9 protein-coding genes and 1 pseudogene are annotated in these 14,594 nt (G+C 51.5%); 8 read left to right on the forward strand and 2 right to left on the reverse strand.

Going from position 1 to position 14,594, the window contains the following annotated elements:
- Positions 1–226 precede the first annotated feature (226 nt).
- From guaD to dcp, 5 genes and pseudogenes are all read left to right on the forward strand, one after another.
- A pseudogene (guaD, locus tag QRY16_RS01515) lies at positions 227–1,556 on the forward strand (guanine deaminase).
- Complete coding sequence (gene xdhA / locus QRY16_RS01520) at positions 1,553–2,995, forward strand: xanthine dehydrogenase small subunit (RefSeq protein ID WP_289775391.1); 1,443 nt, start codon at positions 1,553–1,555, stop codon at positions 2,993–2,995. The pseudogene guaD and the gene xdhA overlap by 4 nt, the downstream one beginning before the upstream one ends.
- Complete coding sequence (gene xdhB / locus QRY16_RS01525; RefSeq protein WP_289775392.1) at positions 2,985–5,351, forward strand: xanthine dehydrogenase molybdopterin binding subunit; 2,367 nt, start codon at positions 2,985–2,987, stop codon at positions 5,349–5,351. The genes xdhA and xdhB overlap by 11 nt, the downstream gene beginning before the upstream one ends.
- Positions 5,338–6,117: a xanthine dehydrogenase accessory protein XdhC gene (xdhC, locus tag QRY16_RS01530; protein ID WP_289775393.1), complete on the forward strand. Its 780-nt coding sequence runs from the start codon at positions 5,338–5,340 to the stop codon at positions 6,115–6,117. Before xdhB ends, xdhC begins: the two co-directional genes overlap by 14 nt.
- Positions 6,118–6,182: 65 nt before the next feature.
- A complete protein-coding gene (dcp, locus tag QRY16_RS01535; RefSeq protein WP_289775394.1) occupies positions 6,183–8,225 on the forward strand; it encodes a peptidyl-dipeptidase Dcp in 2,043 nt (680 codons plus the stop codon).
- 57 nt (positions 8,226–8,282) lie between these two features.
- On the opposite strand, the gene hpxO is transcribed toward dcp, so the two are convergent.
- Complete coding sequence (gene hpxO, locus QRY16_RS01540; protein WP_289775395.1) at positions 8,283–9,440, reverse strand: FAD-dependent urate hydroxylase HpxO; 1,158 nt, start codon at positions 9,438–9,440, stop codon at positions 8,283–8,285.
- 635 nt (positions 9,441–10,075) lie between these two features.
- On the opposite strand from hpxO, the gene QRY16_RS01545 reads away from it, so the two are divergent.
- From QRY16_RS01545 to ampC, 3 genes are all read left to right on the forward strand, one after another.
- Entirely contained in the window at positions 10,076–11,263 is a 1,188-nt protein-coding gene (locus QRY16_RS01545) for a glycosyltransferase family 4 protein (RefSeq protein ID WP_309249236.1), read from the forward strand.
- 67 nt (positions 11,264–11,330) lie between these two features.
- A complete protein-coding gene (locus tag QRY16_RS01550) occupies positions 11,331–11,582 on the forward strand; it encodes a hypothetical protein (protein ID WP_289775397.1) in 252 nt (83 codons plus the stop codon).
- A gap of 28 nt (positions 11,583–11,610) precedes the next feature.
- Positions 11,611–12,759, forward strand: a complete 1,149-nt coding sequence (gene ampC, locus QRY16_RS01555; protein ID WP_419776100.1) for a class C beta-lactamase — start codon at positions 11,611–11,613, stop codon at positions 12,757–12,759.
- A gap of 14 nt (positions 12,760–12,773) precedes the next feature.
- On the opposite strand, the gene QRY16_RS01560 is transcribed toward ampC, so the two are convergent.
- Entirely contained in the window at positions 12,774–14,585 is a 1,812-nt protein-coding gene (locus QRY16_RS01560) for a glycoside hydrolase family 15 protein (RefSeq protein WP_289775399.1), read from the reverse strand.
- Between the last annotated feature and the right edge of the window lie 9 nt (positions 14,586–14,594).

Consider the following 14,594-nt stretch of genomic DNA (forward strand, 5'->3'; position numbering starts at 1 on the left):
TTTTCAGGGAAGCTTTTCGCGAAGCAAACGGTTGCTACTATAAGCAACCGTTTGCGTTGAATTAACATATTCAATGTTATCAGTAATAACCCTCAATCATCATAACTTACTGATAATTAACAATAAAATAAATAATAGTTTTGGCATAGCTTTTGCAAATTAGCTTTAAAGCAATCATCTGCATAATTAATGAGAAAGCTCGGTATTTTCTCAAAAAGGAAATCTCATGCCTTTAATGACAGACACGGCGATTCGCGCCAGTTTTTTTGACTTTACAGCTTTAGCCGACCAGCCAGACGACATTCTGGCTCAGGCGCGCTTTATAGAAGATGGTGTACTGCTGCTGCGTGAAGGACGCGTGGTCGGTTTGCATGAGTGGCAAAACATTAGCGAGCAGTTAAACGGCATGGATATTGTCGATCTGCGCGGCAAGCTTATCCTGCCGGGGTTTATCGACAGCCATATTCATTATCCGCAGACCGAAATGATAGGTGCATTTGGCGAACAGCTTCTTGAATGGCTGAATCAATATACTTTTCCGGTCGAAGCGCAGTATCACTGCCCGCAGCATGCGGCACAGATGTCAGCGTTTTTCCTGCGTCAATTGCTCGCCAACGGCACCACCCAGCGCGCTGGTGTTTGGTACGGTGCATCCTCAATCGATTGAGGCACTGTTCAGTGCCGCCGAAGCGCTGAACATGCGCCTTATTGCAGGCAAAGTGATGATGGATCGCAACGCGCCCGATTATTTGCTCGAAACGCCGGAAGAAAGCTACCAGCAAACGCGTGCGCTGATTGAGCGCTGGCATCAGCGCGGTCGTCTGAGCTATGCATTGACGCCACGTTTTGCGCCGACGTCTTCACATGCCTTGCTGGAAAAAGTGTGTCAGCTGCGAAAAGAGTTTCCGGATACCTGGATACATACCCATCTCAGTGAAAGTGCGCAGGAAACCGCCTGGGTGAAAGAGCTGTTCCCGGAACGGGACGGTTACCTGGATGTTTATCATCATTATCAGCTTACCGGCCGCCGCAGCGTATTCGCGCACTGTATTCACCTTGAAGATGATGAATGGCAATGCCTGCACGATACCGATTCATCCATTGCGTTTTGCCCCACATCCAATCTGTTTCTTGGCAGTGGTCTGTTTAATATCAAACGTAGCTGGCAGCAGAGCGTTAAGGTCGGTATCGGTACGGACGTCGGAGCGGGAACCACCTTTAATCTGTTGCAGACGCTGGGCGAAGCCTACAAGGTCGGTCAGCTACAGGGTTACAAACTCAACGCCGCCGAAGCCTTCTATCATGCGACGCTGGGCGGCGCCCATGCGCTGGATCTTGACCCGGTGATTGGTAATTTTGCCGCCGGTAAAGAAGCTGATTTTGTGGTAATCGATCCCGCAGTCTCGGAACTACAAAAGTTGCGCATCGGCAACAGCAAAGACATCTGGGAAAAACTATTTGTCTTAATGACGCTGGGAGACGATCGCAATATTGTTCAAACCTGGCTACATGGACGCCCCGTCTGGCAACGCAACGCCGGGGAGAGTGCCGTATGATTCAGTTTCTTCTCAATAATACGCTGATTACCGAAAACGACATCGATCCGAATCTGACCGTATTGAATTATCTGCGTACCCGTCTGCGCCGCACCGGCACCAAAGAAGGTTGTGCGTCAGGGGATTGTGGCGCCTGTAGTGTGACGTTGGGGAAAGCAGTAGAGGGGAAAATGCAGTACGAAACTGTTAACAGTTGCCTGACGCTGGTTAGCACATTGCAGGGCAAGCAACTGATTACGGTTGAAGATTTAAAGCAAGGTAACCAGCTGCATCCCGCTCAGCAGGCGATGGTAGCATGCCACGGTTCTCAGTGCGGTTTCTGTACGCCGGGTTTTGTCATGTCGCTGTTTAGCCTGCAGAAAAACAGAAAAGACTGGGACCGTCATCAGGCAGAAATCGCGCTGGCGGGAAACCTGTGCCGCTGCACCGGTTATCGCGCCATCATGGATGCGGCCAGGCAGGTCTGTTCTCAGCCATGTCACGACAAATTCGACCAAACGGCCGCGAATGTCGTGCAACGCCTTGAAGCGCTCATCCAGCCTGAGATGCAAGCGCTGAGCGGCAACGGCCATCGCTGTTTTCTGCCTAAAACACCAGAGCAGCTGGCTCAAATCTATCTTGAGCACCCCAATGCCAGGCTGGTGGCCGGCGGCACCGACCTCAGTTTGCATATTACGCAGCAGTACAAACCGCTGCCGATCCTCATTACGCTCGAACACATTGAGGCGCTGAAGGTGTGCAGCGAAGCTGACGAGCATTACATACTGGGTGCGGGGGCTTCCCTTAACCAGGTCAGTGAGTTTTTGGCTGCACGCATTCCGGGCGTGAGTGAAATGCTGCAACGTTTCGCTTCGCTGCAAATTCGCCATCAGGGAACGCTCGGCGGCAATATTGCCAATGCATCGCCAATTGGTGATGCGTCTCCCATGCTTTTAGCGCTCAATGCTTCGCTGCAATTGCAGCGGGGCGATCGGCAGCGGAACGTCGCGCTTGATGAATTTTTTACCGGTTATCGCCAAACGGTCTTGCAGGAAGGCGAGTTTATCCGTGCCATTAAGGTGCCAAAAGTGACAGTGTCACCAGATTTTGTGGCCTGGAAAGTTTCCAAACGGCTGGATGATGACATATCTGCTGTTTTTGCAGCCTTTAATATTGCGTGTCATCACGGCGTGGTCAGTGATGCGCGTATCGCATTCGGCGGCATGGCAGCCACGCCAAAGCGGGCCAGTGCCTGTGAACAGACATTAATGGGTCAACCCCTGAATGCGGTGACGGTTGCACAAGCCTGCGCTGCGCTGGCGCTGGATTTTCAGCCGCTAAGCGATTTCCGGGCCAGTGCCGATTACCGCCTGCAGGTTGCGCGTAATTTGCTACGCCGCTATTACCATCGTTCCAGCGGCGATTTGACTATTACAGAGGTAAGCCGCTATGTCTCATAATCGTCCTGAACTTTCGGCAGCGGTGATCAAAGCGCAGTTTGCAGCGGAACTGCAAAGCGGCGTGGGCCGCAGCAATAAGCATGAAAGCGCAGAAAAACACGTTTCCGGCGAAGCAATTTACATTGATGATAAGTCTGAGTTACCGGGGCTGCTACATCTGTGTCCACGTTTGAGCGAACATGCCCATGCGCATATTACGCGTTTAGATATTCAGCCTTGTTACGCCATTCCCGGCGTAGTCAGCGTATTAACCTGGCAAGATGTACCGGGCGTCAACGATGTTGGCCCACTTGAACCGGGCGATCCGCTGCTGGCACACGAAAAAGTTGATTACGCTGGACAAATCATCATTGCCGTCGCCGCCGAAACAGCCGACGCTGCTCGCCTGGGCGCTGAAGCCGCTATCATCGAATATGAAGTGCTGGAGCCGTTGTTAGATGTCGAACAGGCCCTGGCACAAGGCAGTTTTGTCCAGGAGCCGCATGTTCATCAGCGAGGAGACGCTGATGCGGCGTTAGCGCGTGCGCCACATCGCATTAAAGGGCAATTTCATATCGGGGGACAGGAGCATTTCTATCTGGAAACGCAGACGGCGCTTGTCATCCCTGGCGAGGACAGCACGCTGCAGGTTTTTTCCTCCACGCAAAACCCAACCGAAGTACAAAAGCTGGTGGCTGAAGTCATGGGTATTACCATGAATAAAGTCACCATTGATATGCGCCGTATGGGCGGGGGATTTGGAGGCAAAGAAACCCAGGCCGCTGGTGTCGCATGCTTATGCGCCGTGGCGGCACGGCAAACCGGGCGCGCCGTGAAAATGCGTCTGGCACGACGTGACGACATGCGCATTACCGGTAAGCGTCATCCATTCTTTGTCCGCTACGAGGTGGGCGTCGATGATGAAGGACGACTTTGCGGCGTAAAAATTGATCTGGCCGGAAACTGCGGTTATTCACTCGATCTTAGTGGATCGATCGTTGATCGCGCTATGTTCCACGCTGATAACGCGTATTACTTAGGTGATGCGCTGATTACCGGGTATCGCTGCCGCACCAATACGGCCTCGAACACCGCTTATCGCGGCTTTGGCGGCCCACAAGGCATGGTTGCGATTGAACAGATCATGGATCATATCGCCCGCGAACGCGGCCTGGATCCTCTGACGCTGCGCAAGCGCAACTACTACGGTAAAACCGAACGTAACATCACCCATTATCATCAGCAGGTTGAGGATAATCTGCTGGATGAGATGACCGAACAGCTGGAGCGCAGCAGCGCATATCAGGAACGCCGCGCTGAGATAACCCATTTCAACGCCAACAGCCCGTTTCTGAAACGTGGGCTGGCGCTGACACCCGTTAAAGTTGGTATCTCATTCACCTCAAGTTTTCTCAATCAGGCTGGCGCGTTGATCTTGATTTACACCGACGGCACGGTTCAGCTTAATCACGGCGGCACCGAGATGGGCCAGGGCCTGAACACCAAAGTGGCGCAGATCGTAGCCGAAGTATTGCAAATTGACGTCGATAAGATCCAAATCACCGCCACTGATACCGGCAAAGTCCCTAATACCTCACCAACTGCGGCTTCAAGCGGCACCGATCTGAACGGTAAAGCGGCACAGAACGCGGCTGAGATTCTGCGAGATCGGTTAACGAAAATGCTCTGCAAAATCCACAATTGCAGCGCCAGCGCAATAGGTTTCCGCAACGGCATCATTCACGCGGGTGAAAAATATTACACCTTTGCCGAAGTGGCACAGCTGGCATGGTTTAATCAGGTGCCGCTGTCAGCAAACGGCTATTATCGCGTGCCGGGTATTCATTATGACCGTCTGGCCGGCCGGGGTAAGCCGTTCTACTACTTTGCTTACGGGGCCGCCTGCTGCGAGGTGGTGATTGATACGCTGACCGGTGAATATCGCCTGTTGCGAGCCGATATTCTGCATGACGTTGGCGCATCCCTTAATCCAGCGATTGATACCGGTCAGGTGGAGGGCGGTTTCGTGCAGGGGCTGGGATGGCTGACCTGCGAAGAGCTGGTGTGGAATGACAAAGGGCGGCTGCTCACTGACGGCCCGGCCAGCTATAAAATTCCGGCGATCAGCGATGTGCCGCCCGATATGCGCGTCACGCTGGTAGAAAATCGTCAGAATCCGCAGGACACCGTGTTCCATTCCAAAGCGGTCGGCGAACCGCCATTTATGCTCGGTATTGCCGCCTGGTGCGCATTACAGGATGCCATTGCCAGCGTTGATGGCTATCGCCAGCATCCGATGCTGGATGCGCCCGCCACGCCTGAACGGGTATTTTGGGGCGCACAGCGGCTGGCAGGAGCGTGTGATGATTTATCATGACTGGATTACCGTGCTGCACGTGCTGCGTGAAAAGCGTCAAAGCTGCGTATTAATTACCGTTCTAAGCGAGCGCGGTTCGGTGCCGCGCGATAGCGGCAGCAAAATGGTAGTGACGCCCCATGAAACTTTTCTGACCATCGGCGGCGGCCATCTTGAATATCAATGCATCGCCCAGGCGCGCGACATGTTGCAGAGCGGCCAGCAAACGCCGCACAGCGAAAATTTTTCTCTTGGCGCACGCCTCGGGCAATGCTGCGGCGGTATGACAACCCTGCTGTTTGAACCGCTATTGCAGGCGCAGCCGATGATCCAGGTTTATGGCGCAGGGCACGTTGGTCTGGCGCTGGTCAATCTGCTGTCAACGTTACCCTGTCACATCAGCTGGATCGACAGTCGTGCCGGGCAGTTTACCCATGTCCCGCCAGGGGTGGTGGTAATTCAACCAGAAGATCCGCTGGATTGCGTGGCACAAGCGGCACCCGGTAGCTATTTTGTGGTGATGACCCATCATCATCCGCTTGATCTGGCGCTGAGCGAAGCGATTTTAAAGCGCGGTGATTTCCGTTATGCCGGTGTGATTGGCTCACAAACCAAAGCACAGCGGTTTCGCTATCGGCTGGAAGGCAAAGGCATTCCGGCCGATAGCCTGGCGCGCCTGCGTTGCCCGATTGGTTTACCCGATGTAAAAGGCAAGCTTCCCGCCGAGATTGCCGTCGCGATTGCTGGCGAAATTATCAGTATTTATCAGCAGCAGGTGCTCGTCTGAGTTGTTCAACAGCAGGCAACCTGCCAGGATGAGTTTTTTGCGTTGGTCGTCCAGGAGTCATCATCATGAATACCCGACAGAACCCTTTCTTCAGTGTCAGCCCCTTGCCGTATCAGGCTCCGCCCTTTGATCAGATTCAGGAGCAGGATTTTTTGCCCGCTTTACTGGCCGGTATTGAAGAGAAGCGCCAGGACGTGCTGGCGATTGCCAGTAATAAAGATGAGCCGACTTTCCTTAATACCTATGAAGCGCTGGAACGCAGCGGTCAATTATTAAATCGCGTTAATTTAGTGTTTAGTGCGATGACGTCTGCGCATACCAGCGATTATCTGCAACAGATTGATGAAGAGATTAGCCCGCAGCTTACGGCGCTGGATGATGAAATTACGCTCAATCGCTCGCTGTTCGACCGCCTGGATGCGGTGTACCAACAGCGAGCAAAACTGGACGCTGAATCCAAACGTTTAGTTGAAGTCACCTGGCAACATTTTCAACTGGCAGGCGCTAATCTGCCAGACGCGCAAAAGCAGGCGCTAAAAGCGCTGAACCAGGAAGCGGCCCAGCTGAGCACGAAATTCACTAATAAACTGCTGGCGGCAACCAAAGCTGGCGGTTTAGTCATAGCAGAGGCACAACAGCTTGCTGGCTTGAGCGCGGCGGATCTTGCGGTAGCACAGGCGGCAGCGCAGGCGCGTGGTCTGGAAAAGAGCTGGCTGCTGGTATTGCAAAACACGACTCAGCAACCTGCCTTACAAAGTTTGATCAATCGCGATACCCGCCAGACCCTGTTCCACGCGGCCTGGACACGCTGCGAAAAGGGCGATGATAACGATACGCGTGCGTTAGTGCTGCGTCTGGCGCAAGTGCGCGCCGAACAGGCAAAACTATTGGGTTTCGCCAGTTTTGCGGCCTGGCAATTACAGGATCAAATGGCGAAAACGCCGGATGCCGCTTTTGCTTTTATGCGTAACATTGTTCCCGCCGCCCGCGCCCGCGCCGAACGTGAAGCCTCAGTGATTCAGCAAACCATTGATCAGCAACACGGTGGTTTTACCCTGAGCGCGTGGGACTGGCGCTTTTACGCCGAGCAGGTACGCCATGCGCAATATGATCTGGATGAAAGCCAAATCAAACCCTACTTTGAGCTGAACACGGTACTGAAAAACGGTGTTTTTTGGGCAGCGACTCAGCTATTCGGTGTTACCTTCACTGAGCGCCATGATTTGCCGGTTTATCATCCTGATGTGCAGGTATATGAGATTTTCGATGCGGATAACACGCCAATGGCGCTGTTCTATACCGATTTTTTCAAGCGTGACAGCAAGGGCGGCGGCGCGTGGATGAGCAATTTTGTCAATCAGTCCACGCTGCTGAATAGCAAACCGGTGATTTACAACGTGTGCAACTACACAAAACCACCAGCCGGTGAACCGGCATTATTAAGCTGGGATGATGTCATCACACTGTTCCACGAATTTGGGCATACTCTGCATGGGCTGTTTGCCAGCCAGCGGTATCCCAGTTTATCTGGCACCGCCACGCCACGTGATTTTGTCGAATTTCCATCGCAGCTCAACGAGCACTGGGCCAGCGAAAAGCAGGTATTTCGCCATTTTGCACGTCATTATCAAACGGGCGAAGCGATGCCCGCCGGACTGCATGAGAAAATCATTCGCGCCGAAAAATTCAATAAAGGCTATGACATGAGCGAATTGCTGGCAGCCGCGCTGCTGGATTTGCACTGGCACAGCCTGAACAGCAGCACGGCTGTATCCTCAGTGGACAGCTTTGAACAGCAGGCGCTGCAAAGCGATAATCTGGCATTAGCGGCCGTTCCGCCACGCTATCGTTCCAGCTATTTTCAGCATATCTGGGGCGGCGGCTATGCGGCGGGTTATTATGCCTATATCTGGACGCAGATGCTGGCTGATGACGGCTATCAGTGGTTTGTCGAAAACGGCGGATTAACGCGCGAAAATGGCCAGATTTTCCGTGAAAAAATCCTGTCGCGCGGCAACAGCAGTGATTTGAAAAAGCTGTATGCAAGCTGGCGGGGGGCAGAACCGCAAACTGGACCGATGCTGAAGAATCGCGGTTTAGCTGAATAAGCGGTTAATAGCAGGGCGGTGGGCTGGTTTGCCACCGCCTGTTGCCTTCTTCCTGAATTAACCGAGCGGACCACCTTCAATGGTTTCACACATTCCCGCCAGTACATGCTCACCGGTTTCCGTTTTAAGCGATCGATACCATTCAGCGGTAATCGCTGGATTTTTAGCGTGTGTGACATCGCTTCGCTTACGCGCCTTCAGTACTAAATCTTTTACGCGTTCAACGCGACGCGCCTGGTAACGCAGTAGCGCATCTTCAATACCTAACGAATGCGCCGCCAGCGTTGATGCCAGCACAATCGCATCTTCCATTGCTGCGCATCCACCCTGGCCAATATCGGGCGTGGTACTGTGGGCGGCGTCGCCAAGCAATGCGATTCGGCCTTTGACAAAACGACTGAAGGGCTCAATATCATGGATCTCGACCCGATTTGTCGTGTCTGGATTGATAGCCGCGATCAGCTTCTGCACCGGTTCAGCCCAGCCGCTAAAATAGCCACGCAGATCATTTTTTACCGTGCTGCGATCTTCCGCCAGACCTTTCGGCAAAGGCACATCAAAAAAGAAGTAAAAACGATTACCACTAACAGGCATTAACGAGACGCGCTTACCTTCACCTACAAATGTGGTCCATTGATTAGCGGGAGCGATGCTTTCATCCGTCTCAACCAGGCCGTTCCAGTTCACGTAACCGGCATAGCGGCGTTCGAGGGTTTCGCCTAATACATATTGCCGAATCACTGAATGTGTGCCGTCGGCTGCAATCAAAAAATCACCGCTGGCCTGGCTGTTATCGTCGAACGTGGCGATTACGCCGTTTTCGTTTTGCTCTACCTGAATAACGCGTTTGCCAACGTTAACGCGCGAACGGCCATAGGTATCAATCAACATGGCTTGCAATTCTGCCCTGGCAACCGGGTACGGATATTCTCCAACCTGTTGCACCAGCGGGGCCATGCTAAAACGCGTTAAGGTTGTACCGGTCGCGAAATCGTTATATGCCATATACGTCATATTGCCGCCTAATGCGCGCAGGGAAGCTTTCATCCCTAATGCGTTTAAGCATTTAACGCCATTTGGCCAGATGGATATTGCGGCACCCACCGGTTTAATTTCTTTAACTGCTTCAAAAACAGCTGTTTCATAACCCATCTTTTCCAGCGCAATCGCCGTACTCATGCCGCCAATACCACCGCCGATCACAATTGCTTTCATAGTGTCTCCTTCAGTTTGGTGTTATCTTTGCAACTTTCGCACCAACTGAAAAAGAGTGTGCAATACGCATTTTATCACTTAAGAATCAGCAAATAACATCTTCATGTCGATGGTTACGGCAGAAGGGGATTTTTGATTTGCACTGTTAGATGGTGCAATTGCGCCCCATAATGGTGCGTATGGATTGGCTGAAAAGCAGCCTGTATCTTTTGTTTCAGGTGGGTGATAGCAGGGGGCATAACTCCATTTTAGTTAAGCATTGCCAGTGTAAATTTTCCTTTTTTTTACAGTTTTGCTAATCAGTTTAAAAGTTATCAACTGATTTTAGATAGTGCGCGTCTGGTGTTTCACCATGACGCCTGATAATACCGATGGCGTCTTCACAGTCAGTGATTTTTTCCGGTAAAATAGCATGGCAAATCACGAAGTTATACGAACAGACTCAGATAAGCTCAGGTTCACTTTATTAAAAATCACGTTAAAAAATACCCAGACGATAAAGATGGCTGAGGTTTCATCCATTAATATTTATCAACTGTAGAGATTATTATATCTTTTAAGATATTCCTCAGTCCCACGCCTGCGAACCTCATGTTATAGATCACCCGAATAACATTTCACATCGAAAGTAAATTATGAAAATAGGCATAACAAATAACCAGTACCCGGAGCAACGTAATATCTTAGTTAACCCGGAAAACACCTATATCAATCTAAAGAAACGCAATATCTATTATTTTATGAACCCTTTTCGCACGCGGGTACTTAAAAAAAATAAAGTATTTGTATTTCTTCCGATTCCTTTTTTAGCAACAAAAAAACCAGATATTTTACATTTGTTTAACGAAGTGGCGATCACGCGACATAAATGGTTAGCCACTTTCGAGACTGAATTGCCGCGCGTATTGCCTGTCGCGGGTGTGGCTAAGCATGAGAATACTGAGCTGCACCGCCTGATCCCACATGTATTAAAAGATAACTGCTTCGGTTTAATTGCGATTTCAGAGGCAACATTAAACATTCAGATGAAGTTGTTTAAACATACGCCTGATATTGCCAAACGTATGCGGGAAAAAACGGTGGTACTTCATCCTCCACAACCGCTTTTTTGCCAGCAAAAACTGCCGCGCCCGTCAGGAAAACTACGGCTGGTATTTGCCGGTAATGAGTTTTACCGCAAAGGGGGAGCCGAAGTGGTGCTGGCCATTTCGCAGCTGCTGGAGGAAAAAAAGATTGATGAATCGCAACTGGACGTTCAGTTAATTGGCGAACTCAGCAAGCGTCATAATATTGCTCATCGTCAATATCAGGACAATGAAGCGTTCTATCGCGATATTGAAAACCGCATTCAGCGTTATTCCTGTTTCAAACATCAGTCGCGAATGGATAATGCCGCGCTGATGGAACTGTTCCGCAACAGTGACCTTGGTTTGCTGCCAACCTGGCAGGAGACATATGGATTCTCGGTATTAGAAATGCAGTCCAACGGTTGCCCGGTGATAACCAGCAACGTACGCGCATTGCCTGAAATCAATCCGCCCGAGGCGGGCTGGTGCATCGGCGGCACATTGAACGATGACCGGGAGTACAGCATAGGCAGCGTAGCGGAGAGGGATCAGCTGCGACAGGCGCTGGTTAATGCGCTTAAACTCGTGTTGCTGGAAATCATAGAAAACCCCGGTATCGTGCAGCAAAAAGGCGAGGCCGCCATTACGCGTATCAAAGAGCAACACTGTCCGTCGCGCTACATTCAGCAGCTCAACGATATTTATCAGCGTGGCGTAACGGCATTCAGGTTACATCCGCCGCAGACCGCAAATTAAAAAGATTTTTCAGACGTGACGTACCGCATTGGCCATACTGATTACAGCGTCCCTCTGGAGATCGATCATGAAACTTATCCTCAGCCTCAGCGTGCTGTTGTCCAGTCTTTTGGTCGGCAGCACCTTCGCTCAAACGACCCGCTATTTTCCTTCTCGTGCGCCCATTGCGCAGTTAACGCCCATTGCCGCCAAATGTGATGTTTCTGCTTGCCAGACGAATTGTTATGTTGAACGTTCGCAATGTAAAAACAGGGATAATGGTTCCTGTAGTTCACAGGCGCAGATATGCGTGCAATCATGTGCCTCTCAATGTAAATAATCTGGTTCCGTGAAGAAACAACGCGTCGATAATGCAAAAGCTGCTCCCTCTGATCTTATTTTTTTCTCTTGCGCCCAGTTGGGTGGCCGCATCACCGATGCTAACCTCACAGCAGGTTACTGCTGTGGTTAAACAGACCCTCGAACCGCTGCTTGCACAACAGGCGATTCCCGGCATGTCGGTCGCGGTTTTGTATAAAGGCCGCACGCAGTTCGTTAATTTTGGCGTGGCCAGCCTGGAATCGCGTCGTGTGGTTACTGAAAACACCATTTTTGAATTAGGATCGGTCAGCAAAACCTTCACTGGCGTGCTGGCGGGTGTTTTGGTAAGGCAGGGAGAATTACGGCTAAACGATCCGGTGAAAAAATACTGGCCAGCGCTTTCAGGGCCGCAGTGGCAAACGATCAGCATGCTGCATCTTGCCACCTACACGGCGGGGAATCTGCTCTTGCAACTGCCCGATACGGTGACCGATGAGGATTCACTGCGCAACTATTACCAGCAATGGCAGCCGCAAGCAGCGCCTGGCACCACGCGTCAGTATTCTAATGCCAGCATAGGTTTGTTTGGTCATCTAATGGTGAAGGGCAGTTTTGAAGAGGCGATGCAAAAGCATGTCTTTCAGCCTTTGCGCCTGACGCGCACCTTTATCACCGTGCCAAAATCGATGATGTTCGATTATGCCTGGGGATACAAAGATAAACAGCCGATCCGCGTTTCGCCGGGTATGCTGGATGCCGAAGCGTATGGCGTAAAAACCACCGCACGCGACATGCTAACTTTCATGCAGGCGAACGCGAATCCCAATGGCTTATCTTCCGGCAATACTGTGCTCAGAAATGCCATACTCACATCGCAGTCACGCTATTTTAAAACCGGTTCGATGTATCAGGGGCTGGGGTGGGAAATGTATGACTGGCCGGTAAAAGCGCAAACCGTGGCCGATGCCAGTGATAACAGCGTGGCGCTGAAGGCTCAACCCACAGAAAGGTTACTCCCCGTGCGCCCGCCGGTTCGTGCAGCCTGGATACATAAAACCGGTGCGACCAGAGGATTCGGCGCTTATATTGCTTTTATCCCCGATCAGAACACCGGTATTGTTATGCTGGCTAATAAAAATTATCCCAATCCAGAACGCGTCAAAGCGGCATTTAAGATTTTAGCAGCCTTACAATAGGAAAAATGCCCGCTCTATTTTTCCTGCTTTATCTCTTGTGCGGCACAAATTAGCGCCAGATGGCTCAAACCCTGCGGCATATTGCCGCGCCAGCTATTGCTTCGCACATCAAACATTTCATTAAAAATATCGACGTTGCCATGCTGGTTAAACGTTTCCAGAATCTCGTTCATTGATTGCTGCGCTAAATCGTTTTCGTCTAAGGCTGCCCAGGCTTCAACCAGCCAGAATGAACAAGCGAGAAACGTGCTTTCTTCTTTTTCAGCGCCGCTATAGCGATAAAGCATGGCGCTGTCATTGCCCAGCTCTTTTCTGATCGCCTGATAAGTGGCGAGCATGCGGTCAGGATTCACCGTCTTGCCATAGTGATGAGTCAGTGCCAGCGAGGCATCAAGCTGTTCACTGCCGACGTAAAACACATATGCCTGTTTTTGCTCCGACCAGCAATGCGTTTCAATCCAGTCACGAATGCGATCGCGTTCGCGCTTCCAGCGTCCAACCCAGGTCGGCTCAATATGCTGACTTTCGGCCATTGCCACTGCACGATCGAGCGCCAGCCAGCAGGCCATCTTCGAGTGCGTGTAATGGTATTGTTCGGGCAGTTCCCAGATGCCTGAATCCATCTGCCGCCAGTTATCGGCACAGCTGTTGGCCAGTTCACCCAACATGCGGGAGGTAGTGAGATCCAATACGTGTCCCGCGCTGATAAATAGCTGAGCCGTTGCCAACATATCGCCAAACATGCTGAGCTGCACCTGATCGCGCGCATTATTGCCGACGCGTACTGGCTGCGAGCCCATATATCCGGCTAAAGCAGGATAGCGTTCTTCAGGCACTGCATCGCCCTTAAGCGTGTAGCAGGCACGCAGGTTGACGCCGTGGCGAATGATCGTTTGCGACAGCCAGGAGAAAGCCGCCTTACTGTCTTCAAGCGCGCCCAGATAGACGAATGCTTTAATGATCAGGCAGGCATCCCGCACCCAGGCGTAACGATAATCATAATTTTTTTCGCCACCTATGCCTTCCGGCAACGAGGTGGTTGCTGCCGCAGCCAGCGCACCGGTTGGTGAATACCACAAAAATTTGAGCGATAAGGCAGAACGCTTAACCAGCTCGGGAAAACTGCCCTGGTAGCTCAGGCTGTTTACCCAATCGCGCCATGCGGTATCGCTGGTTTCGATACGTTTGTCGATTGATGCAAGTTCCGGCACGGCCAGGGGTTCATTTTCACTGATTAACAGGGCACATAACGAGCGCGAACCGGGCGAGGTGAGTAACCGCCCCGTGACTTTTTCATCATCTAAGTAATCGATTTCAACATCTTCGCTGGTGCGCACCATCGCCATCACCTTCGCGATATGAAAAACTTTTCCCTGATGGCTGTCGGCAACCCACGGTGAACGCGTTTCTGCCGCCGTGCCGAAACGCAGGTGAAAGGTTAACTTAACCTGACCTTCGATCCCTTCAATACGGCGGACGAGTTCGCTCCACGGTAGTCGACCCGCCAGCGTACTATTGATGGATTCAGTAATACGTACGCAGCCAGACTCTGTTTCAAACTGCGTTTCCAGTACGTTGCTGTTCTCACGATATTGACGTGTTACGCGATAAGGCGCGTCAGGAACAATTTGGAAATAGCCGCCGACCTGCGGATCAAGCAGACGATCAAACAGCGGTTTAGAGTCCAGATTAGGCGCACACCACCAGTCAATCGAACCGTCGGGCGCAATTAACGCTACTGAACGTCCTTCACCTATCGCGGCGTAACTCCCCAGTTCGGCAAAACCGTTCTCACGTTCCGGCGTAGAAAATGTCTGGTTTTCCATGACTGTCCC

The organism is Mixta mediterraneensis, assembly GCF_030283135.1.
GTDB lineage: Bacteria > Pseudomonadota > Gammaproteobacteria > Enterobacterales > Enterobacteriaceae > Pantoea > Pantoea mediterraneensis.